A 24,825-nucleotide genomic window follows, 5' to 3' on the forward strand; every position below is an offset into this window, starting at 1 on the left:
GTGAAATGCTATGTTGAAGTTTCCTCTTTAAATAAGATTTAGTGTGAAAAATATTTAATTCGAAATCGAAAATATCTTAAAAAAAGTTATTCAAACAATTGAATTATAGAATTATATTTAATGCTTCGTCAATCGGAGTATCGCCATCATGCATTAAAATCACCTTACCAATTATTGAATTATTCTCTAAAACTGTAACAAGAGTATCTACTACATTAGCAATAGAATTAGATCCAGGATTGGTAACATGGGTTTCTATTTTTTCAGTTCTTGCTCTTCTTTAAGTGCTCCGGGCTGTAAAATCGTGTAATCGAGTTGGGTTTGAGTAGTAAGATAAAGATCAGCATAATGCTTGGCCATATTATAATCTGCTAAATCACTTAAGAAAGATTCATTCCAACGTTCGGGTTGCAATGCAAAAACTGAGCTCAGCATAATATAACGTTTAACTCCTGCTTTTTCTGCGGCTTTCATGGTTTTAATCGCTCCATGTAAATCTATCTGTAAAAGATTTTTCCCACGCGACCCGGAAACAAAATAAATGGCATCAACACCATTCATACTTTCTGCAAGCGTATCAACATCGCTTAGCAAATCAATATAAATCTGCTCAATATTAATATTATCTGCATTATTTGCTGAATTTGGATTTCTTGAGCCCGCTAAAACCTGATGCTGAGCAGCTAGTTTATTAACTAAAAGAGATCCGACTCTACCATTTGCTCCAATGACTAATACTTTCATAATTTTAATTTTTAAAACTATCTATCAACGAGAAATACTCGGTGCCTGTCCGTGAAATTCCTTATATATCCTTGAAAAATGAGAGACATTTTCGAATCCTAATGAATAACAAATATCTGAGACTGACAAAGCTGTAGTTTCCAACATATCTTTTGCTTTTTCCAATCTCTTTTCTCTGATCCAGGTTGCCGGCGCAACATTGTATATATTCTGGAAATCTCTCTTAAAACTTGACAAACTTCTCCCAGAAAGATAGGCCAGTTCGGAAACAGAAACCGGTGAAGCATAATGCTGTTCCACCACATTACGGATGTCTGTACGCACAGGTTCGTGCAGCTGGAGGATTTGAAGGAACATATTTCGGTTACATTCCGCAACATCGTATAGTAACTCCATAATTTTCAACCGAAGTTGTCCGGGATGAACCACAGATTGATCAAAAAAGTAAGGCTTCATAGAGTAAGCAAATGCAACCAAACATTCATTCATTGGGTAAACACCTGTTTTGATTTCTCCTTCAGGTTTTGACACCTTGATTTCTGATGTTGACAAAAATGACTTTAAAAGATCATCTTTGATGCTGAACATTAAACTATCATAGATATTGTCATTTTCAGCATTTCCAAATTTATGATACTTTACTGCAGTAGCTTTCTTTAGCAAAATCATATCATTTTTGCCCACTGTATATTCCTGCTTTCCATATGTCAGAACAACCGTTCCCTCAAGGACAATAAGAAGTAAATGCTGTTCGAGATACATAGTACCTCTAACTTCTGTACTATGTATACATTGCTCAATTAAAGTACAACCATCAAGTTCTAAGGTATTCTGAGGTGTATCAAGACCTATCAGAGAAGTCGGAAACTTTATCATTTTTTTCATTTGGTTACTTGTTTGTTATACTCAATTTGATTAATTGTGGCTTAACGCTAAATTAGCTAGAAATAGCTATTATCTATACAAAGAATTCAAAGATTAATACTTTATATTTAATTGATATTATACAAATTTATGATTCTTGAAGGTTGCAAAATATCCTATTTAGCTCAAATAAATTTACTAATTAGCTCAAATACTATTATATTTGAAGTTATGTTTCGATTAATTTCATTAATCATATTATAAGAAAACTTTCAACAATTAGAGATTATTTTCGATTCATTTGGTTACATCAAAGCAAACTTAAATATCACTTAATACCTTCAAAATACTATCTATATCTGCCAATAAATGGTTTGAATAGAGTACTGTCAAGTTCACAAAACAGGACTGTTAACTTTAGAATCTCTTTTATATTTCGATATTTCTTCGTAATTATTACAAGACAAGCTCAGCTAATTGCAGAGTTCTTCCTCCAATGCAGATTGTAATTAAACCTTGTCGGTATGTTGTCTAATTTGGAACTAATGTATGATACAATTTATAAAAGTGTTTGACAACGTTCTTTTAATTAGAACATCTAAATACTTATTGATATTCGATGCTGATATAGAATTGCCCTTCATGCAATTTCCTTCCTTAGACCATTGGCTCAATTTAACGAATCGATTAGTGCTTAATTCAATACGATTTTCTGAAATGGTAATTCTTGTGTAGATTGGTACAAGACCATCTTTGTTGGCTTTTGCTTTCTTTGCATAGAAGAGAATAGATACCCTTGCTTTCATCACGGTAACTTTTTAAATGTTTCAATTTAATTTTAACTTCTTCAGTCCACAAGATGTTCAAATACTTAATAAGTCAGTTAGACTACTTCTAAAGTACTTCTCCATCGAGTTTTTGAAAAATTCGGTTACCCAGAATTTTAGATATTTATGGTAACCGAATTTGACCCTTTCGTTTTACACATAAATGAATAATTTTGATATTAGTGAACACAAAAAACCCTTGCTAATCATCTAATTAACAAGGGTTTGTTTAAATTTAGTACCTCAACCAGCGGAATGAGAGGGACTACAATCGAACATTTGATTCCGTTTTTATCATTTATAAGCAGAATTACCTAGAATTTAGTAAAAAATTTTCAAATAATTTTTATCCCTTTTAATGATATTGAGTAAATAAACTTAAAACAATTTAAAATGAACTTTGTATAATAGTACTATAATTTATGCACTCGAAATATTTCCAAATACCTAAGTCCAATATTAAAAATAGACTTAGGTATTTGGTCGTACTGAATAAGAAAATAAAGCTTGTACATTTTAAGTAAATAGCAAACAATAATAGTTACATATCTTAAATGCCATGGCATCAACCTCGATGAGCATTCCGTCAAAACAAGCTTCGGTACCGATATTAAAGTACTTGCCGGGAATTCGCAGAAAACATGGTTAAATTATCTTTCTTAAAATTATTACTCAATAAAATTTAAACAGGCTCTAATATAGAGTTATGTAAATACATGATTTTATGATACAAAAAAATAGCTTTCTTTTAGTTCGTGTAAGATATAAAAGCTTCTTACCAACCAATGATGATTGATAGAATGGCCATACCACAAATTAAGTATAAATACCTATTCTAAAATGACTTGAGTTTATTATTTTTATCAAATAATAATACACCATGAATATCACATTAGATCTTTCCACTCTACGGGGATCATGCTTTACGCACGCCTTTATCATACCATGTAGAAAATTACAGTATGGCAAACTAATACCCACTACAAAATCTTTTATACTTCAATAAAAATCATAAAATAAACTAAAAACCATGGCAAATTTTGCATCATCAAAAAATCTTGGGAATGGATATCCAACTCCGGGACCTCAGCGACCTGACATTCAGGACATCATGAATCATGCTTATTTCTTAACAGACGGTCAGTGGAAAGAAGCAAAAGAAAATAATTCTTATGACTATGTAATTATAGGCTCAGGCTTCTGCGGATATGCCTTTGCTAAAAGAATTTTAGAAAAAGACAAAGAAGCCAAAATTCTCATGGTAGAGCGTGGAGGCTTTTTACTACCAACCCATTTTCAGAATTTAGGAGCGAGCTATAAAAAATTGGTCGGGCCAATTTCTGAAACTTTCCCTTGGAGTTTATCTCAGTCTACCATGCTGGAAAAAGCGCCTTATCGTGTAACGCAACATGGAATGTTACCTTATTTTGGAGGCAGAAGCTTCTTGTGGAGTGCTTGGTGCCCTCAACCGGAAAAAGCACAAGTCGAGAAATGGTCTCCGGTACTATTTAATTCTTTAACGCAAAAAAATGGTGAGACTTCTTACTTTGATGATGCGATCAAATTATTGCATGTTCATAAATCCAATGCATTGCCTTTTTCTAAGAATTTAAAAAAGTTGGGACTGGAAAATAATTTAGATCAATTACGATTACCAGAATATGGGACATTGCAAGATATTATTCACGATCTATTTGCTAAAAAGAAAGACGCTTTTAACTCTCAAAGTCTGACGCGCGCAAAACTCATGAAGGTAGAATATGCGTCATTGGCTTGTGGTGATGGTGAAAATAAAGGGATTGATTTTAACAAATTCTCAACCCCAACAGCTATTCTTAATTTGGTAGACAGTACGGCATTTCCAACCAAAAATGTGGATTCTGACACAGAAAAAAGAAGAAAAGAAGGCAATAACATGTATCCCAACAGATTACACATTCTTACTGAATGTGTTGTAGAAGAAATTTTGAATGAAAATAATCAAGCTTATGGATTATTAACATCAAGAGGTACCATTGCATTGAATAATGCAGAATTGATATTAGCAACCGGAGCTATGCCACCTGCGACGTTGATTCAAAAATCATTCAACCATGAATCGGCAGGTAAGCATTTTACAGCTCATACAATTTCTGCTATTACAGCAAGAGTAAAGAAAGATAAATTATTAGAGTTAATAGAAAATCGCAATTTACAGATGGGAGCGATTTATCTGCCTTTCTTTGCAGAAAATGGTCAGCAGTTTCATATTCAATTGTCGATTATTCATGATCCAAATCCGAATAAAAATCAGGAACTGGCAATGCGTTATATGCCTGATGTTGTATCTACTGCTTCTCCAGAACAATTGAAAGACTCAGAAAATTATGTAATATTAGTGTGTGCTATCTTAGGCGAATTAGATATTCATAATGAATACGCATCTTTTAACGCTAATAAAGATTCAGATGCGACTACAGGAAGTTTACTAAGATGTAATCCTAGCCTTAAAGATAAAAAAACCTGGGATGATATGGGTAAAACGACCTATAATATTCTTGACTATTTATTTGATGATCCTGAATATTGGTATAGTGATTTGAACTATTATCAAGAATGTCATGTAAGTGGTACAGATTTTTTGCCTGAACGTTATGCAATCCAAAACTCATGGGTAAAAAAAGAAGAGCGTACAAGATATCCCCATGTACCGGCAATGGTACACGAAGGTTCTACTCTACCCATTGAAAATAATAATGTAGATCGTGATAATAAAAAAATTGAGGCAGTAGTAAATTTAGATTATCAACTGATAAATCAAGGCAAGCCTGTATCGAATTTATTTATAACAGGAGCTTCATTATGGGCGCAAAGCGGTGCCTGGAATCCTACGTTAACCATGACGGCAATGGCATTACAATTAGCTGATAAACGAATTGCAGCTAAGGAAAAGCAACAACCCACATCTGAAAACACAGAATCTACAGCTATTCTTGAATTAATTGATCAATCTAAATTTTAATCATGATGAATACTAACGAAACTGATAACCTGTTAGAAGTAAGTCTAGATTTACAATCTGTAGAAAATATGGATGGGGTCTATACTTGCATCAAAGATGTTGATTCCCGATTTGTATTTTGCAACGAAAATTTCGCAAAATTAGTAGGAAGTTCTGTCTCGGAAATCGTAGGAACAATTGATGACAGAGCAGATCATGTACAAGATGATGAAGCGGTCCGAAAATCAGAAATCCCATTATTGAATCATCGTGAGTTAATAGAATTACCAGACGGCTCTCAACAGCCCATTCTTACCCAAAAAGGATTATGGCGATGTACAACCGACAAATCTGAAATTCTAGGTACAACCGTTAATTTCTCTTTACAAAAAACTAAAGAAGCCTGGATCAAAGATTTAGGACTAAAAATGGTAGATCGTGTAGGGTACTTTGGCATTGACAATACTCACGAAGCCGATAAAGACAGTACCTATTCTTTGAATTTTATTTTAATAGATAATCTTCCGAAGTTAAAATTACACAAACTCGCAATGGATGAACAATGGTTTTTTCATGAAGGTTCTGCTTTGCAAATTTATATTTTCGATTTGGTAAAAAAAACGGCAACCGTTAAGACTTTAGGTAAAAATATTGCTAAAGACGAAAAACTACAAGTTGTGGTGCCCAAAAACACATGGTTTGGCGCTGAAGTCGTAAGTAAAGATTTTAATTTAAGCAGTTGCAGCTTAGCTCCAGCTTTTTATGAAGGTTGTAGCACTTCTTTACCAGCAGATAGCAACGAAAGAAAAGCATTTTTGGATGATTTGAAACATACTTTTCCAGAATATCTTGATGTAATCGATGAACTTTCTTAAGTTTTATAATTAATGACCTTTACCTCATTTGGCATCTTTCTGAATGAGGTATTATTTAATAATGTTCTATATCTCTCAAAATAAAATGGATCACTTTTATCTGTTGGTCATCATTTAACGATAATCAACTCAAAAAAACTAAAAAACTAATAACTTAATAACCTAAATAACCATGAAACTAAAATTAAAAAAACTGATGCTTTTGAGCATTACAACAGCTACTTTACTGGGGCTTACATCTTGTAAAAAAGAGCCTTACTCTACAACTAAAACAAGCTTAGCAAGTATTTTTGAAGATTACAATAAGAATAACGAAATTAAAAATACAGTTGATACTATAGTTCTTAACAATAATCAAATGTTTGTTGACTGGTCTTGGCAAAAATTTTTATGGTTAACATCAAATACCGAAGATAATGTTCCTGTATTTATGAAAGAATTAAAACAGGTTAATGATTTTGGTGAAGAAATAAAAATAGATCCTTTAAAAAAGAAAGGATTACCATCTTCATACATAAAAGATGGTAAATTACCATTAATCTTAGATTTGTATCAACAAGCAGACGGAACAAAATTGAGTAGCAAGAGCAATTCTCTTGTAAGATATTCGATACATGCTAATGACGGAATATTAGAGATGTTTAATTCAGACGATGCATCATCAATTATTAGCCAAGCAGCTGAAATACTAAAAAATGACAGCTTAAAGCGCTCTATCCGTGAGAGTAAAAATCAATATCTAGTTGGTGCTACCGAAATTAAAATAGCTTGGATAGAAACATCTCAAGTAGTAGATTCTACAAAAACTTTTAATATAACTGCAATTGTTAATCAACCTAATAAAAATTTTTACGAAAATTATAATAACGCTGAGCTAAAGAGAATGTCTATGATTGGCTTTCATATATTTACAGTTACAGCAGAGCACCCTGAAGGCGTGTGGTCAACTTTTGATCAACGAGATTTAGCACCAGATAGAACAAGTTTTCACGGAGACCCTGTAAATTCTAAATCAGATAAATACACATTATTCGATGGAAACGCTGTTGGAAATACAGAAGATGGAATTATTCAAGATAAGACCACTCTTACTCCAAAAGTTAAAAACAAAGTATTTCAATCCAATCCTGAAGGAGTTAGATACAATCAGGCATCTCAAGGAATGGAGGTTATTAAAGAAGATAAAGATTTTGCTACAATGATTAAATCTAGTAACGAATTAGCTAAAAAAGCCCTTACAAATGATAAAGTTAAAATATGGGCGAACTATAAATTTGTCGGCTCTATATGGTCAAAAACGAATGCTCCAATTAATGAGTTGCTAGATGGAGATTTATCAAAACCATATGGTACCGGTAATGGACAAAGTTTTGGTAGTTTAAATTTAGCAAATATCACTATGGAAACCACATTCCAAAAAGAAGGAATGAATTGTTTTACTTGTCACTCGATGAATAATAATTTATACAGGACAAATACATCAAAAAAATAAATGTTAAGTCCCCTTTAATTAGCTCACACTTATTTGAGAAATACGCAGAATTAAAAGCAGCATTATTAGCAAGTCAAGGAGCAGCCAAAACCGACATTCATAAAGAATTGAATATTGATAAAAGAAAATCTTCTAATAATATAGATGAAATTAATATGTTAAAAAACAGCATAAGGGAATCATCTCGTGAAGAAGCTAGAGAATTACTTAAAAAGTAGTTATAATACCCTTAAAATACTGGATCGATATTTAATTTTAAAAATATTTACTTTAAACAAGTCCAAAAAAGGAAGACACAAATTCGATCCAGTATTTAAGACAAAAGTAGCTCTACAAAAACCATTGTGAGCTAAATAACAAATTAATTAGAACTAAAAAAAATGGAAAAAAAATACATATCCGATCTTAAAGCTCAGTTCATAGATACGTACCAAAAAGTTATGATAGAAAATGGAGCAAACCCAGCACCAAGAGCCGTATTCAGAAAACAACATGGTGTAGTACATGGAGAATTAAGTTTAACCAATAACTTACCGGTTGAAAAATTAGTAGGTGATCTTGGTTTCTTTGGAATTAAAGATAATTTCAAGTGTGTACTGCGTTTTTCAAGTGATACAGCCCCTAAAAAAACAGATGTAAAGTCTACCATTGGTTTGGGTTTAAAGATCTTTGATCTACCGAATAATGCTGAAGGGTTTGGCGGAGCAAATACAGACTTTATATTTCAAAATATTGATGTGTTTTTTGCTCAAAATGCACAACAAATGGTAGAATTCACTCAAATTTCCTCTTCTGGTGATATCAACCAATTAAATGAATATTATAGAGAAAACAAAGAAGTGAAACGTATTTTAGACCAAATGGAAAAATACGAAGACAGTTGTTTAACTACTGCATACTACCCTATCATCCCATTCCGATTAGGTGAAAAACATATGATAAAACTACGGCTTAAACCAGCAGTTGAAGAAAATTTCCCTGTCATTATGAAGCAGAAAGATTATCTCGCTAAAGATTTACAGCAAAAATTATCTAATGATTCTTTCCAATTTATTCTTGAAGGACAGATTAAAGAGATCGATGAAAAAATAGCAGATGATCTACAATTAAAATGGGATGAAAGTTTTATTGAAATTGGTAGATTAAACCTTCCCAAACAAGATTTGAATCTGATTGGAATGAAAGAACTTGGTGATCATATTAATTTTAATTGTTGGCGTATAAATTCATTGAATCAACCTCTAGGTAGCATTGCTGAAGCAAGAAGAGATGTTTACAAATATGGTGCAGAAACTAGATACAGTGCTAATGCCTTAGAGTTCAGAGAACCAAAAGGAGAAGTTTGCCCTTTTCATGCACAAAATAAAGATGAAAAAATAGTTGACCACGAAATTGTGAGTGCTGCAATATATCCTTCAATAGGCATTATGCGTGTAGGAAATAGTGATGAGTACTATATAGGGCCACAAGTTCCAGAACCCATCATGTCAAATGATCTTTCTTTTTATAGGGATAGAGAAGGCAAAATTAAAAGACAAGCAGCAGAATTTAGAATATATGGTCTGAATATTAAAGGAGAAGTTGTAAAAGAACTTACCCACCCTCATATTAAAGACAAAGTTGAAATTGATTGGTCGTGCCATTTGGCCAACCAAAAAGCAGCTTGGTATCAATTTAATCTTGCATTAGATATTCCGGAAGCCAATGAAGATGAATATAAATATTCATTTAAAAGAAATTCAGAGATCCTAGATCGTATGAGCCTCGTTATTGATGGAGGTGTAAAAAATATAAATAGTAAATCGATCAACAAATCAGCAAAATTTAAAGGGAAATTTTTAAGAAACACAGAAGTTTATCTTGGAGAAATGTTTTTTGATAAAAATTCACCAAATTCCAAAAGGTTACATGTACTTGGAGGTAAAGGTATATCCAAAAATGTTAAAAATGAAATTGCTTTAGATTTTGCAAATAATGATGGCTGGTATGATGACACTTCTGATGGACCAGTAACAGCAATTGTAAAATTCAATAATAAGGAAATCAATGTAAAACCTGCTTGGGTAATTTGTGCACCTCCAGATTATGCTCCTGTACAACAATCGGTAAGAACAATGTGGGATTTAATGAGAGATCTATCTGTAAGAGAACTTAATTTGCCTTCTCCACTTAGTCCTTCATTCTCTTATGATATATTTCCTATCTTTAAGAGAATGACAGAGCTACAGTGGGTAAACAAAGGTTTTTTAACCACTTTTGGGTTCAATGGAGCTTATAATTTCAATGAAAATATATGGATTGAAAAATTAAGAGACGGAACTATGAATAACTTAGAATTCAGAAGACAAATGTTTAATCAGTTTAGGCAGTTTGATCTCCCTGGTTCTCAATCTCCAGCTTTATGGCCTTGGCTATATGGAGATGCTACGGAAATAATAGGAACCGGAAGTCCTAGACAGCATAGTACACTTACGAATCTGCAAATCAAAATGTTGCAGCAATGGGTAGATGGTAATTTTATTGATGATTGGGATAAATATAAAACCAATTATATTAGTCCTAAACCTTTAGATGAATATCCTGTAGAGGAGCAAGCTGACTTACTTACAAGAGCTGCTTTAGATTTTTGTTTAGCAGATGCTTTCCATCCAGGTTGCGAAATGACATGGCCGGTAAGGATATCTTCTATGTATGATTCTCCTTTTAGATTTAAATTTGATAAAGATCATCTTATTAAAGACAACCTTGATTACGGTCCTTTTATAGATCAAACGTTACTTAATAAAATAGTTAACCCTTTCGAATTTCAAGTTGCAGGTGGTATAACACGTTGGATGGCTATTCCTTGGCAAACAGATACAGCCTCTTGTAAAGACGGATACGACAGTTCATATGACTCTTATATTCCAACATTTTGGCCAGCACGAGTGCCTAATGAAATTATTACTTACAAGCAATTTAAAGCTTTACAAGAAAAACAAGGAAATCCAGAAGAGCAATTAGAGATATTTAATCAACGTTTTGAGTGGTTAGAAGATTTACCGGGTAAACCCACCATTTATTCCCCATATCAAGAGATTATTAATAAAATGATTACTCATTTTGATTCTGTGGGCACAGTGTTACCTATGAAATTAGACGAAACAAATACGAATAATGATAACACTAAAGTTCCAGATACGGTACAAGTTGCTTTAACCAGCTCATACACTAAAATTATAAATATCATTTTAAAAGAGACCAGACAAAATCTAATAGATAATGTCGCAAAAGATAAGGTAATTGAAATAATATCAGATAATGTATTAAATTCTTCCAGATTACAAATTGACGAAGATCTAAAAAAGAAGCGGAGCATATATTAAATAACTCAGAAGCATTAGAAAATCTACTGTCAAAAGTTCAAGAAATGAATGAAAATTTACAAATAGAATATGTTAAACCAAATGAAAAAATAGTAACTATTCATGAAAGATTTAGAAGACGTTTTAATTCTTAATAATGAATAACTATTTTGACATTATAATTATTGGAGGAGGTATAGCAGGCTGTATCGCTGCTCTGCACCTCCATTTGTTTTACAAAATTTTAGTCATTGAAAAACCAGAGAACACAAATGTTTTACATGGGGAAACTTTAGTTGCATCCAGTAGACGTATTTTTAGTGAATTAGGAATTGATATTGATGCAATAATGCAAAATCCATTGGTTGGCAAACCTACAATTGGTATGCAGTCATATTGGGGAACCCCTCATCCTATCATGCAAGATAGCATACAGAATCCTGAAGGTCACGGCTGGTCTATCGATAAGAATAATTTTGTAAATGAATTACAAAAAATAACAAGCGAGCGAGGTATTAAAATCATTAGAGAAAATATTGTTAGTGTTTTAGAAGAGTCTCAACAATGGGCTTTTATCACAAAGACAAAGGAGGGTTTTGAAAATAATTATCACGCTAAATTTATCGTAGATGCTTCAGGACGTAGAAGTTTGATGGCTCAAAAAATGAACATCAAGCATCTCAAAAAAGATCAACTTATTGGGATTCATGGAAGTATACACATTCCAACTATAAAAGAACTTTCTACAATCTATACTGTTGAAAATGGATGGTGGTATATTACCAAACTGCCTAATAATAAACACTTGATCAGTTTCTTTACAGATTCCGATTTATGTGATAAAAAGTTGACAAAAGATGGAGAATTTTTTAAAAATTATTTTTTAGCTGAAAAAGATTTAATTAAAATTTTAGAAATTAAAGAAGAAATATTAGATTATGAATTTTTAGGTACAAAAGCATCACATTCGTCCTATCTAAAATTTCCAATACAATCGAATTGGATATCCATTGGAGATGCATGCTTAACCTTTGACCCATTATCTTCTCAAGGAATGTTTAATGCTTTAGCAATGGCCGCACAATACTCCAAATTGATAATTAAATCGAATGTCGTTCATACCTTATCAGAAAACATTAAAAATGCATTTACAGCAGAATACAATCGTATTGCAGAAAATATTTGGTCTCATTATGAATATCATCATTACATCTATTACAGGATGGAAAAAAGATGGCCCAACCAATTATTTTGGAATAGGCGTCACTATCTTAAATAAGCATGATTGATGAAATTAAGTTATGAGATTTACTTAAAATTAATTCCAAGGTGACTATCTACTTCTATGTACCAACAGAAAATTTCTTACCTATTTTCATGAAAATTGTAATCAGCCTCAATTAAAAATAATTTTAAGAACATCATCTATTTGGTGCAGGAAAATATATAGTTGCCTACATTTAGGTGACCATATACTTGAATGTACCAAATTGTAATTTTACATAAAAAACCAATTTTACTACTTATTGACCAATAAACTAGATTATAAAATAAGTGAAATTATAGTTCTTTGATTCGGTACATTCAAGTATATAATTGCCTTTCATTTTGATAATAAAAGTTTTCAAAGGTGAAATTTCTCAATACTGATCAAAAAATCAATAATTTAGAAAAAATCATCTATATTATTTTGTTTTTACTTTTTAAAAGTCATATCCAATTTTAAAACTTAAATCCAATACTGCTTCGGTAACATTGTTATTAGTTGTAAATGCTGTACCAATTCCTAATCCTACTCTAAACTCATAATTAAAATTATTAGCAAAATTCCTTCTGAATCCATATGTTGGTATCACATTGATTTGATTTGAAAGACTCACATTTTTGGCATTGGAGATAACAAACCAATCCGGTATATAACGAATCTGTAATCCGACATAGTTAGCAGAATTATTTTTCGTTTTACTTCCATTTTCAGCGCGCTTAGAAATATTGTAATAATATTTTGGTTGTAATGTAAATGAAGGATAGAAAACAAAGCCCGTTTTTCCATAAAGATCTCCACCCCAAATCGCAGGAAACAAACTAGCCTCCAGCCGCAAAGTGGTTTTGCTGGCAATCTTTGTTTCATTATAAAAATCTAAACCGAAAAGCCCTATTTGAGCACCAGTAATATTTTTTTCAACATTCTTATCTTGCGCCATTCCATATATAGATAGTAAAGCGAATGATATCAAATAAAATTGTTTTTTCATAGCTCTAATTTAATTGTGTTTTTTAATGATATTTCTTGTAACATAACTGTAATGATTCTACTCACAAGGGATCAAAGTCACAAAACTAAGAAAATAAATCATTTAGTGAAGAAAATACATCAATTCAAACATGAAAATCCGTTAATTGATAACAAAAATGCCCAGCTTTTAGGCTGAGCATCCGTATGATTCTTTGATAAACAATATATTACACTAAAAAATTTCACAAATATTACCACTTAAAGTAGCCCCTGCATTTGCCATAACATCAGACTTCACAGAACCTACAGGTAATTTTGCAATGGTATAAGGAGGAGAAAATGCTGTACCGCTTCCTGCTTTATTGCCTGTCACATTGGTGAAAGTACTTCCTGTTTCTGTGACCGCCGTGTATCCGCTCATAAGATCAATGGGCTGCTTAACATTTTCAAAGACATTTCTTTCAACAAGAATATTTGCCTGAACTCCTGCAGCAATACATTTATTGCTTACCGTGCTGTTGAAGTAACTGTTAAGGATGTGAATCTTCCCGAAACGTACTCTAGGCATGCGTTCTCTGCATCCTTGAGCCCACCAACAACGGACGAATGTAACATTTAGCTTACCTGCGTCAGCGGTAGCACCGTCACTGGATCCTATGAGATTCGAGAATCGGTGATCATCAGTTCCCCCTGATCCTCCAGGTTTTGGAGCCTTAAGATAGTGAAATTTGGTATAAGATACGGTGATGAAGTTTGATTTATTCTTAATATCAAAATTTCCATCTACCCCATCTCTGAACTCACAATGATCAATCCATACATTACGGCAATCATCAATAATTGCATTATCCCAGCCATCAGTATCATAAGCTCCAGGTCCTTCGAAAATCAGATTCCTGATGATAATATTGTTGCATCTTTTGATGTTAATAATACCGGATCCACTCTGTGTCTGATTGGTTGATACCAGCTTCGCTCCACTAGCACCGTACATTGTTTTTCCTGTTTGATCCTGAAGCGATAAACGGCTTGTTATCGTAATAGTTCCAACAACCTTAATGACTTTCACACTTGAACTTTCAACAGCTGACTTGAGCTGTGCAAAATTAGTGACCGTAGTTTCAGCCGCTGTACCACCACCAGTAGTCCCCCATTTTGGGAAGCCCATCCCGGTGCTATGCAATTCGCCAAAGGAACAACAGTTTTTTCTACCAAAGAATTTTGAGAAACATTGCCTTTCTTTTCTGTAATAACAGGGTCAAGATCAGCGTTTGTACATGATACGAATGCCAAGACAGCACTTACTGCAACCACAGATAATGTGGTTCTGAATTTGAATTTCATAGCTAATATTTTTTGATTCATTCAAATATATAAAATTTAATTAATACCTTAATTAAATTATTATTATATACAAATAAAATAATTATGCTACACATATTTATTGAGAAATCGATTACAATTTATAAAATTCACAATACTAAACCAGCTTAACTTTTTCGTATTATCAAAATCCTATTAGAATCCTCTTTGTAAGATTAAAGACATCGCAATTTCAAGAGAAGCTTTCGAGGAGAAAATCACCAATTTAATACAAAACGACATTTGTCCCCAAATATGTCATCAAAAGCTATCATACATTCAATGATATATAATTGCAGTGAAAAATGAGATTAACTAAAAAGAAAGCAGCAAGGTTTTGTGCAATAAGTGGAAAATTCTCTAAAGCAATAACTTCAAGGACTGCTTTAGAGAATTGAGTATTTTGTAATATAATTAATACTTTATTAATCGTTCGGAATATAAATGGTAAAGGTGAAGATCAAATGTACTTTTAATCCCTATGTCCATAAAATAAGAAAGTGGGACAGCTGGCAACTGAGGATTACATAGGATAATGAAATTTATAAGGATGAGAAAAGTTGTCAAAAATCATATTTTACCTATCTTCTTTGCGACAAGGCTGTAGAAATTAATTATCAGTATGGAAAAAAAAATTAAATAAAAGAATTTACAATTTTGCTCAAAAATTACTGATAAAAAATGAGTTGAAAATGCTTATTACTATTATCATAAGGTTTTACAGTTCAAAAAGACTTTACAGATTTCAGAAAAATAATTAATGGTTTAAAACCATATTATACAAGTTTAATATCCTTTTTTAATCCCAGCAAAATATATTGACTATATTTGCACATCTTTTATGCAAAAAATAGTTAAACATTTTTTTGTCTTTTCCTTATTGCTCATATTTTTAGCGAATGTCAGCGGAATCTCAGTATGTCTGGAACATGCAAAGCATTTGACCTCAGAACATGTTGAGAAAAAGAATTCCAAAGATGAGAAAAGTGCTAATTTTTCACAGGACGATCAATGTCAATGTGCTTTGCATCTGCAAATGAATTCATGTCTCTTTCCTGAGATTCAGAATTTAGATTTTGCTTTACAAAATATAGATCATAGCGTAATACCGCATCTAAAGGCAGTCGAATACCGTCGCCTGATTGATTATTTCTCGTCGAGAGCCCCACCCTATTTTTCATAAGTTATCGCTGAATGATTTCAGCTGAAACTATTTCCTATTACAGATTTTCCGATCTGTAACTATCGCCGCGTGTATATTTTACAGCAACCGAAGCGATTAATCATTAACCATTAGGGTTTTTCATACCTGTTTTACCTATTTCTATGTCACTTAATTATTGTATTTCGTGGAAAATAAATTATTTTATTTCCATCAAGCCTTGTCGATTAACAGGCTTAAGTTTACTGTTATTTCCTATTGCCTTTAATGCGCAGGAAGCCGAAAAAGATTCGATTTCAGCAACCATCCAGACGGTAGAGATCGTCGGAAGGAGATCTCAGGATTATGTTTCCGACTATTCATTTGCTGCTACAAAGATCGCAATGAAGAATAAAGATCTACCCCTCACTCTGAACACCGTTACTAAAGAATTGATCAATGACAGACAGGCCTTCAGATTGGGAGATGTCCTTAAAAATGTGGCTGGTGTTTCCAATGCAAGTTTTTATAATCAGTACAGCATTCGTGGTATCAGCCAGAATGAGGAAGGACAGATCATCAATGGAATGCGTACCAGACAATATTATTTTTTGCAGCCGATGACGTCCCACATTGAGCGGGTAGAAGTTTTCAAAGGGCCGGCAAGCATTACCATGTCGAGTGTTGATCCGGGAGGGACGATCAATATGGTGACCAAAAAACCACTGCTCAACCATCGGTACGAAGTAAGTTTATCGGGTGGAAGCTTTGATACGTATCGCCTGACCACGGATCTTACCGGTCCGTTAAATAAAAGCAAAACACTACTATACCGTTTCAACGGTGCACATCAGGATGGCCAGTCATTTCGGGATAATGTAAATAATAAGGGGTTTTTAATTGTTCCGTCCATTTCTTTTATTCCCAATGAAAAAACATCGCTCAATCTGGAAATGATCTTCAATGAGATGAACGGAAATCTGGACAGAGGTCAACCAATTTTTGGCGCAGTAGCCGGAAAAACAAATCTCAACAGTACACCGATCAGCCTTAATCTTGGTGCCCCTATTGATTTTTTTAAAACAAAAGATCTTACTTTAATGGGAAGTTTTGCGCATCATTTCAACAAGCATATCAGCTTTAATGCATCCTATATGAAACAGTTCTGGAATGAAAATACCCATGAAACCAGAACCACCAATTCTTTTGCTCCCGATATCAACAACAATCCTGTTTCGAGCCTTGCGATGATGCAGTATCTGGAGAGGGTACAGCACTGGGAAGTGGATAACATCAACGCTTATTTTAATTTCAGCTACAAAACGGGAGTATTCAAACATCAGACTTTGTTGGGATATGACAGCCATATCTGGGAGAAAAAAAGCGGTGGAAAACAGGATGCCGCCAGAGGTTATCTGATGAAAGACGGCACCGTCACTGCATCTTTTAATCCTGTAAATGCTGCACTGTACCAAACCTTGATATACAATGGTATCATTATCCCCAAACCCAACGTCAGTCCTTTTGATCTTACACCAGGTGCTTTAAACCATCAGGGAAATGATTATTCCATACTCAATGTCATTAATCCATTGCCAACCGCTCTGACCACGACCCACGCTGCCTATATACAGCATTTGGTTACCTGGAAAAAGTTCAGGCTATTGGCAGGACTGAGACAGGAATGGTTTCAGGACAGAACGAATTATAAGAAACCGGAGGAAAATTCATATAACAATCAGCAGCTTCTTTACCGTATCGGTTTAACGTACAGTATTAGTGAAGACACCAATATCTACGGAACCTTTCTCACAGGATATCAGCCACAATCCAACACCATCTCACTTATGCCCGGAACTGCATCATTTACCGGGACAGTCTCTGCTTCGCTATTTAAACCATTGATTTCTGACCTGAAGGAACTGGGTGTCAAAACCAAACTTTTCGGAAAGATTGATGCCAGTTTTTCAATCTATGAGATCAATCAGAAAAACATTCTGGTCAACGCCAACAATCCTGCAGAACCTGATCAACTGATCCAGCGTGGAGCTGACCGAAGCCGTGGTTTTGAAACCGAACTGACCGGATATATACTTCCACAATGGCATCTTTATGCCGGATACAGCTACATCGATGCAAAAGTTGTAGATGATTCCAACTCTGAATTGGTTGGTTTGGCGAAGGAAAATACATCCAAAAACTCTATCAACATCTGGACGAGATATAATTTTTCTGCAATTCGTGCATTAAAAGACTTCGGAATCGGAACAGGAATTTTATATCAAAGCAAAAAGATTCCTTGGTACACCAAAAGTTTTGAGCTTCCGGCATATACCACTTTGGATGCCGCCCTATATTATTCCGTTCCGCAAACCAAACTTCAGCTGGCTCTCAACGTCAACAATATGTCCAATACAACATATTGGGTGGGAGCACAGAATTATCTAAGGCTTTTTCCTGGTGCTCCAAGAAATTATTTATTTACCGCAACTTATAAACTTTAAATTATGGCTTTTTCCAACCTTAAACTCATCGTAAGAAAAACCAGGCAGGATCTCTTTAAGGAGAAACGAAATCTGCTGATTGCAATGACAGTCATTCTCTTCTGCTTTATCAGCATAGTGATTGGATTTACAAAATACAGTGAAAACTTTTCGGATATTAAAGAATACAGAAAAGAAACCCGAGAGAATTGGGAACACAGACCCGATAAACATCCACACCGAATGGCGCATTACGGTTATCTCGTATTCAGGATAGGTCATCCCTTGACCATCTTTGATACGGGATTGGATGATTACCTGGGAAATGTAATTTTCCTTGAAGCCCATAAACAAAATACTGCCAATCTTTCGGAAGCAGGAAGTTCAGGTATTCTGGTGCGTTTTGGAACGTTCAGCAGTGCATTCATCCTTCAGACGATTGTTCCGATCATTATTATTTTTTTAGGGTTCGGACTTGTTGTTCAGGAACGGGAGAATGCAACATTAAAAATCCTCAATGTTCAAGGTGCATCAGCGCGAGATATTTTGTGGGGGAAAATTCTTGGTTTGTGGCAATTTTCCTTATTATTCTTACTACCAGTTGTACCCGTTGTTTTTTTAGCAGCATTATTGTCTGAAACCACCACCGCAGCAGATATCCTGATGCGTTTAGTAATCATAGCTCCTTCGTATATGATCTACTATTTCTTCTTTAGCACTTTAACGGTATTAATTTCAGCAAATAGCAAAAACACATCAGCTTCATTAATCAGTCTTATCGGCTGTTGGCTGATTCTAGTAATTTTCTTACCAAAAGGAATTCAGTTTACTTCTCAAAATTTGTATCCGACGCCTTCACGAATCGCTTTTGAAACACAGGTGGAAAAAGAGGTTTTAAAAGTCGGTGACAGTCATAATCCTAATGATCCCCATTTTAAACACATCAAAGATTCGCTTCTTGCCAGATACCATGTGAAAACTACTGATGAACTCCCTATCAATTATAGTGGACTCGTGATGAAAGAAGGAGAAAAAATCAGTTCTAAAATATATGAAGGCAATTTGGAAAAGCTTCAGATACAATATAAAAAGCAACAGAGACTTGGTGAAATTTTAGGATTTATCAATCCGGTCATGGCCATCAAAAATCTTTCGATGACTGCAGCAGGGACTGATTATTATGCCTACCAAAATTTTCAAAAACAAGCTGAAGAATACCGCTATAAGCTAGCTCAGAACATGAATGATTTACAGATTGAAAATATCAGCAATAATCAACCTTCGAAAGGTGAAAAATCGTCAACCGTCAGCAGCGAAGAATGGAAACAGTTTCCTGATTTCAAATATGAATTTACCAGCTTAAAAGAAAGTATCTGGCAGCAGATCACAACACTTGCAGCCGTCTTATTTTGGCTATTAATCTGTGTAGCGATGATAGAACTAAGTGCTAAACATTTAAAATTAATATAATGAACCATTACTTATATAAGCAGTTTTACAGAAACAAGTCCTATCTTATATGTTTAATCATATTATTTCTTGCCGGACTCAGTTCTTTGTACACCGGGAAAAAGTTCCTGGATAAAAATGAAGACATCATTAACAAAAGTGCCCGTTATCAAAAAGAAAGTCTCGAAAAAAATATAGCTGCACACAGCGATAATTTAGGCCTTCTTCTCTATTACGTAAAATTTAATCTTGTCAATGAAACGCCAAAACTCTCTTCCCTAAACATTGGACTGAGAGACTTAAAGCCTTCCATACGAGGGGTAACTATTCGTAACCTAGAAGAACAGAAGAACAATTCGGACTTTTTCAATCCTGCCAATGCAGCGGTAGGAAATTTCGATTTCACTTTTGTACTGATTTTTTTATTTCCTTTGGTCATCATTGCTTTTTGTTTTAATCTCATTTCCGAAGACCAGGAAAAAGGAACATGGAAGCTGCTTTCTGTTCAAAGCACTAATCTCCGGAAACTGATCGATGCAAAGATAATTATAAGATGTATAGTGATTGTTGCATTATATTTCCTACTGCTGATCATGGCAGTATTATTCATCAAAATTTCTATTGATATTCCATTCATCATCTTTATTATTTCAGGATTGCTTTATATCCTTTTCTGGTTTGTACTCTGCCGCTGGATCATCGGTTTTCAGAAATCATCCGCCTCGAATGCACTTACTCTGATCATCTGCTGGATCAGTATGAATTTTATTATTCCGATGACAGGAAATATGATTATACAAAAAATATATCCTATTAATGAAGGGCTCAAGGCACAAATTGAACAGCGAGAAGGGTATCACAACAAATGGGATGAAGCGAAAGCACCGACTATGCAGAAGTTTTATCAAATCTATCCTCAGTTCAGCAAATATAAAGTTGACGAAAATATATCTTCATCTTATGTATGGTATTATGCCATGCAACATCTTGGAGACGCGGAATCGCAAGAATCGTCGAAGCAATATCACATGAAAATGCAAAGGAGAAATGATGCTTCGGTGTATTTGGGATATCTCTTCCCTACTATTCACACCCAACTGGTACAAAGTCAGCTTGCCAAAACAGGTATGGAAAATCAACTTCAGTATGCAGAAGGTTTAAGAACATTCCACGAAAAACAAAGGTTGTTCTTTTATCCGTATATCTTCTCGGAACAAAAAGCTGATGTCATTGACTGGAGCAAACACACGGTTAAAACCTTTAGCGATGCTGAAAAAACAAATCTATTACAGGTTTTCCTACCCTACTTTATTTTAATTATCCTCTTAACAATTCTTTCACAACAAAAATTCAGAAAACTATGTTAAAAACAATCAATCTCCATAAAAAATATAATGATTTTACGGCACTCAAATGCCTTAATCTCGAAATTCAGGAAGGTGAGGTCTTTGCACTTCTCGGACAGAACGGTGCCGGCAAAAGCACAACAATCAACATTCTTTTAGGATTGATTCAATCTACATCAGGAGACGCCTTTATTAATAATATTTCAGTCAAGGAAGAACCTCAGAAAATTAAAAAGCATCTGGCTTACATTCCAGAGACCGTATTGCTTTACCCCAATCTGACAGGAATCGAGAATCTTGACTTTTTCTCTAAAATCGCAGGTTTTACTTACTCTAAAAATGAGCTTTCCGAATTGCTGCAACGAACAGGATTACAGGAAGCAGCACACAATAAACTTTTGGGAGGTTATTCCAAGGGAATGCGTCAAAAAGTGGGGATAGCTATTGCTCTGACCAAGGATGCAAAAGTTCTGCTCCTTGACGAACCGACCAGTGGACTCGATCCTATTGCTACTGCTGAATTTACTGAAATCATCCGCGAGTTAGGAGAAGAAGGACGTACCATTTTAATGGCTACTCATGATATATTTAATGCAGCAAGTGTGTCCACAAATATTGGTATCATGCGCCAGGGAGAATTGGTACAAAATGTACCTTCGAAAGCCTTCAGTGCTGCAGAACTGCAGGAATTATATCTTAAGACTATTTAAAACAATACCTGTGTAATTCATTGTGAAAACCAGTATAACTGGAAAATCAAAACTTGAACAATTTTTGAAAAAATTTAAACAAAATAATATATAAACCTATGAAATTATCTTTAACATTCAGCTTACTATTGGTAAGCCTTTTTCACCAAGCCCAATCGATTTGTACAAGTAATCTTGGAGGTGATATCGACCCAGCTTTCATCACCTTTAAAATTGAAAGCACCTCATTGGATCATAATACTTTTTCAGGATTAACTGCATTTTACCACGAATACCCTCCTACCGGAAATACAACCGCACAACTTATTGCGGGTCAGTCCTATAATTTGTATACTTCTACATCTTCTGAAGCCATTATTGGGGTATGGCTTGATTATAATTATAACAATGTTTTCGAACCCAATGAGTTTACTGTATTGGTCAATTCTATGAATACTCAGAACACCACTTCTTTTGCTATACCGGCAACTGTCCCATCTGGAAGTATAAAAATGAGAATAAGATCAAGGGCTTACGGAAGTACAATATCTGCAAATAATGCTTGTAGTAGTTTCGGTTCCGGCGAAACGCGAGATTATACTGTTGAAATTATCAATAACAATCTATCGATAAATGAGGTGTCCAAGGATATGGATCTAAAATATTATCCTAATCCCGTTCATAGCGATTTAAATGTATCTTCGAACAAAAGTATTACAGGATATAAGGTGTATGATATTGCAGGAAAACTACTTTTCAACAAAGATCTATCAGAAGAAAAAAACATCAAATTAGATTTTATACAGTTTCCCGCGGGAAGCTATTTGGTTACTTTGACATTTAAAGATAGTCTTAAAACACTGAAGATATTGAAAAAGTAACCGCAACAATAATCCATACAACTTTTTAAAGATGATATGTCAACTATAATTGAATTTTTTATCTGCAGAGGAAGCTGATTTCAAAAGCTTTCTCATTCTGAATGGATTATCATATAAAGTAATTTATCATAAAAGAATGATCAGGATTTCAATTTAAAAAAGAAATGCCACACGTTAAAATGTGTGGCATTTAGCTTTCCATTATTGTAGATCAAAAGTTATCTAATCTGATGCGCAAAAGATGATATATCAATGATCGCTTTCTCAATTTTTTTTCTGTCATCCTCAGAATTTAAATCAAAACCAAAAAAAGTACTGCGCTTTGTTACTGTACAAAGATTTAAGTGATAAATTCCGGCAAGAACTAAGGCAACCGTTGCTCTGTAGTATTCAGATTTATCACAAAAATTTAGCTCTGTCATATTAGCCTGTAAGCCTTGACCAACCTCTTCTCGCTGTTCATATAATCGTGTAAGGATAGGACGATTCTCAGAAAGTTGCCAAAGCATAATCTTCTGTAATTCTTTGTTTTTCCTCAAGCCTTCAAACTGTTTCACCAAAACCAATTCTAAAAGATCTTTTGCAGATGCTGGAAGGTTTTGATTAATCTCTTTTTCGTCTATTACACTCCAATAATCCTTCATTCTGATATACTCATCAATGAGGTTATCAGCACTTCCGAAATATTCATATATTAATTTTTATCAAAACCAGCAACGGCTGCGATTTTACTGACCGTTAATTCTGAGCAAGAATATGAGAATCCTCTGTGTGAAAATTTCAATTTGTTAAAAAACTGAAGAACGATATTCTTTGCTGCATTTTTTACATAGTATTGAAACACTAAGCAAGATTATTCTTTGCCTATTACAATGAATTCTATTATTATTGTAAGCAGAACTTTAAACACATCAGTTCTAATTATTTAAAATGATTAATCTCTACAGAAAAACAGCTTTAGTAGAAGGTATTTCTTATTTGATTCTACTCTTCATTGCAATACCTTTAAAATATTTTCGGTGGATTCACGGAATTTTATTTCAATTATTTTTTGTATGTCTTGTCATTCCATCCGTCAAATACCGTTAGAGTTTAATTAGAATTGCTGTCTATCTATTAGGTTCTGTTCTCCCTTTTATTCCTTTTCTGCTTCATAAAAAACTTAAAAAAGAATATCCACAACAAATAGTCTATTTAAACAGTATCTTCTCTGTCTTGCGACCCCAGAGGTTCAATTTTCGAACACTTTTCTGGAAGATTTGGATAAACTTTCACAGCTATGGAATCTTAAAATGATTTGAAAAAACATACTATTTAATACACTTTAATTATTATTTTCATTTAGGTATTCGCGATATGTAATTTTAATTTTTCAAGATTAATAATCTTAACTATTTTATTACGGAATGATATGATTTTATCATTCTCCAATTCTGAAATTGTTCTATAAACTGTTTCGTAAGTACTACCTATATAGGCGGCTAAATCAGTCTTTGTTAGTTCAATCTTCAAAATATTTTCTTCATCCAATCCAAAATAATTGATAAGGTAAATAAGATTAACTACGAAGCGCTCCTTTACTGAAAGATGCACTAGGCTGCCCATTTTTTGTTCAGACCATAGCAACTCATTTGCATAAAACATCATAAGCTCATATGCAAAAGTTGAATTGGTTTTAAGTAAAGTCTTAAAAAATTAAGCTCTATGAAACACAATACAGAATCCTGCATTGCTGTTGCCGAAATAGGAGATAATAAATTTTCAGAGGAAATTGCACGGTGTCCCACAATTTCTCCTTCCTTGGTAAACCTTACAATCATTTCCCTATCGCCCCAATGTTTATGTACTTTTACAAATCCTTTTTGTATAAAAAACACACCAGGCATTTCACTACCTTCATTGATAAATTTCTGTCCTTTTTTTACGTTGATACTATTTCCTTTTATATCGATTGCTTCCCACCATTCTTTTAATATATTTTTACACATAAAACAACTGTGATCACACTCTCCTAATTTTTTTTCATAATTAAAATAAAGGCTGTGATACAAATGTAAACCAATACCTATTTACTTGCAAAGATTGTTGTCAAAACTTACCTTTTAGCTGTTA

20 protein-coding genes are annotated in these 24,825 nt (G+C 33.7%); 11 read left to right on the forward strand and 9 right to left on the reverse strand.

The window, feature by feature from the left end:
- Positions 1-255: 255 nt before the first annotated feature.
- The 3 genes from EAG08_RS01080 to EAG08_RS01090 form a co-directional block, all read right to left on the reverse strand.
- A complete protein-coding gene (locus EAG08_RS01080; protein WP_228446702.1) occupies positions 256-744 on the reverse strand; it encodes an NAD(P)H-binding protein in 489 nt (162 codons plus the stop codon).
- 24 nt (positions 745-768) lie between these two features.
- Positions 769-1,620, reverse strand: coding sequence for an AraC family transcriptional regulator (locus tag EAG08_RS01085; protein ID WP_164998502.1), 852 nt, complete (start codon positions 1,618-1,620; stop codon positions 769-771).
- A 530-nt stretch (positions 1,621-2,150) separates the two neighbouring features.
- Positions 2,151-2,414: an Arm DNA-binding domain-containing protein gene (locus EAG08_RS01090; RefSeq protein ID WP_129533866.1), complete on the reverse strand. Its 264-nt coding sequence runs from the start codon at positions 2,412-2,414 to the stop codon at positions 2,151-2,153.
- A gap of 1,051 nt (positions 2,415-3,465) precedes the next feature.
- Here EAG08_RS01090 and EAG08_RS01095 point away from each other — a divergent pair.
- From EAG08_RS01095 to EAG08_RS01115, 5 genes are all read left to right on the forward strand, one after another.
- Positions 3,466-5,436 (forward strand): GMC family oxidoreductase, encoded by a 1,971-nt coding sequence (locus EAG08_RS01095; RefSeq protein ID WP_129533867.1) that lies wholly within the window; start codon positions 3,466-3,468, stop codon positions 5,434-5,436.
- 2 nt (positions 5,437-5,438) lie between these two features.
- A complete protein-coding gene (locus tag EAG08_RS01100) occupies positions 5,439-6,290 on the forward strand; it encodes a cupin domain-containing protein (RefSeq protein WP_129533868.1) in 852 nt (283 codons plus the stop codon).
- A gap of 172 nt (positions 6,291-6,462) precedes the next feature.
- The gene (locus EAG08_RS01105; RefSeq protein WP_129533869.1) at positions 6,463-7,782 is read left to right on the forward strand and encodes a hypothetical protein; all 1,320 of its coding nucleotides are present in this window, start codon (positions 6,463-6,465) and stop codon (positions 7,780-7,782) included.
- 380 nt (positions 7,783-8,162) lie between these two features.
- Positions 8,163-11,147 (forward strand): LodA/GoxA family CTQ-dependent oxidase, encoded by a 2,985-nt coding sequence (locus tag EAG08_RS01110; protein ID WP_129533870.1) that lies wholly within the window; start codon positions 8,163-8,165, stop codon positions 11,145-11,147.
- Between the two features lie 136 nt (positions 11,148-11,283).
- Positions 11,284-12,405: an NAD(P)/FAD-dependent oxidoreductase gene (locus tag EAG08_RS01115; protein ID WP_129533871.1), complete on the forward strand. Its 1,122-nt coding sequence runs from the start codon at positions 11,284-11,286 to the stop codon at positions 12,403-12,405.
- Positions 12,406-12,829: 424 nt separating this feature from the next.
- Here the strand turns inward: EAG08_RS01115 and EAG08_RS01120 are convergent, their stop codons facing one another.
- The 3 genes from EAG08_RS01120 to EAG08_RS01130 all read right to left on the reverse strand — a co-directional run bounded on the left by EAG08_RS01120 (position 12,830) and on the right by EAG08_RS01130 (position 15,905).
- Entirely contained in the window at positions 12,830-13,381 is a 552-nt protein-coding gene (locus EAG08_RS01120) for a hypothetical protein (RefSeq protein ID WP_228446703.1), read from the reverse strand.
- A 213-nt stretch (positions 13,382-13,594) separates the two neighbouring features.
- Positions 13,595-14,530 carry a pectate lyase gene (locus EAG08_RS01125; RefSeq protein WP_317126298.1) on the reverse strand — a complete coding sequence of 312 codons (936 nt, stop codon included), beginning with the start codon at positions 14,528-14,530 and terminating at the stop codon, positions 13,595-13,597.
- Between the two features lie 1,183 nt (positions 14,531-15,713).
- A complete protein-coding gene (locus EAG08_RS01130; protein WP_129533872.1) occupies positions 15,714-15,905 on the reverse strand; it encodes a hypothetical protein in 192 nt (63 codons plus the stop codon).
- A gap of 145 nt (positions 15,906-16,050) precedes the next feature.
- Between EAG08_RS01130 and EAG08_RS01135 the strand changes: the two genes are divergently transcribed.
- The 5 genes from EAG08_RS01135 to EAG08_RS01155 all read left to right on the forward strand — a co-directional run bounded on the left by EAG08_RS01135 (position 16,051) and on the right by EAG08_RS01155 (position 22,713).
- On the forward strand, positions 16,051-18,369 hold the full coding sequence (locus tag EAG08_RS01135; protein WP_129533873.1) for a TonB-dependent siderophore receptor: 2,319 nt from the start codon (positions 16,051-16,053) through the stop codon (positions 18,367-18,369).
- Between the two features lie 3 nt (positions 18,370-18,372).
- Positions 18,373-19,818 (forward strand): ABC transporter permease, encoded by a 1,446-nt coding sequence (locus EAG08_RS01140; protein WP_129533874.1) that lies wholly within the window; start codon positions 18,373-18,375, stop codon positions 19,816-19,818.
- The gene (locus EAG08_RS01145) at positions 19,818-21,164 is read left to right on the forward strand and encodes a DUF3526 domain-containing protein (RefSeq protein ID WP_129533875.1); all 1,347 of its coding nucleotides are present in this window, start codon (positions 19,818-19,820) and stop codon (positions 21,162-21,164) included. The genes EAG08_RS01140 and EAG08_RS01145 overlap by 1 nt, the downstream gene beginning before the upstream one ends.
- Entirely contained in the window at positions 21,158-21,853 is a 696-nt protein-coding gene (locus EAG08_RS01150; protein WP_129533876.1) for an ABC transporter ATP-binding protein, read from the forward strand. The genes EAG08_RS01145 and EAG08_RS01150 overlap by 7 nt, the downstream gene beginning before the upstream one ends.
- Positions 21,854-21,951: 98 nt before the next feature.
- Complete coding sequence (locus EAG08_RS01155; RefSeq protein ID WP_129533877.1) at positions 21,952-22,713, forward strand: GEVED domain-containing protein; 762 nt, start codon at positions 21,952-21,954, stop codon at positions 22,711-22,713.
- A gap of 218 nt (positions 22,714-22,931) precedes the next feature.
- On the opposite strand, the gene EAG08_RS01160 is transcribed toward EAG08_RS01155, so the two are convergent.
- Positions 22,932-23,357, reverse strand: a complete 426-nt coding sequence (locus EAG08_RS01160; protein ID WP_129533878.1) for a hypothetical protein — start codon at positions 23,355-23,357, stop codon at positions 22,932-22,934.
- A gap of 286 nt (positions 23,358-23,643) precedes the next feature.
- Between EAG08_RS01160 and EAG08_RS23040 the strand changes: the two genes are divergently transcribed.
- Positions 23,644-23,802: a DUF3817 domain-containing protein gene (locus EAG08_RS23040; RefSeq protein WP_129533879.1), complete on the forward strand. Its 159-nt coding sequence runs from the start codon at positions 23,644-23,646 to the stop codon at positions 23,800-23,802.
- Between the two features lie 252 nt (positions 23,803-24,054).
- Here EAG08_RS23040 and EAG08_RS01170 read toward each other — a convergent pair whose 3' ends face one another.
- Together EAG08_RS01170 and EAG08_RS01175 are read right to left on the reverse strand one after the other, a co-directional pair.
- Entirely contained in the window at positions 24,055-24,360 is a 306-nt protein-coding gene (locus EAG08_RS01170; RefSeq protein ID WP_129533880.1) for a Crp/Fnr family transcriptional regulator, read from the reverse strand.
- Positions 24,357-24,701: a Crp/Fnr family transcriptional regulator gene (locus EAG08_RS01175; protein WP_129533881.1), complete on the reverse strand. Its 345-nt coding sequence runs from the start codon at positions 24,699-24,701 to the stop codon at positions 24,357-24,359. Before EAG08_RS01175 ends, EAG08_RS01170 begins: the two co-directional genes overlap by 4 nt.
- Between the last annotated feature and the right edge of the window lie 124 nt (positions 24,702-24,825).

Origin of the sequence: Chryseobacterium sp. 3008163, assembly GCF_003669035.1 — a bacterium.
Lineage (GTDB): Bacteria > Bacteroidota > Bacteroidia > Flavobacteriales > Weeksellaceae > Chryseobacterium.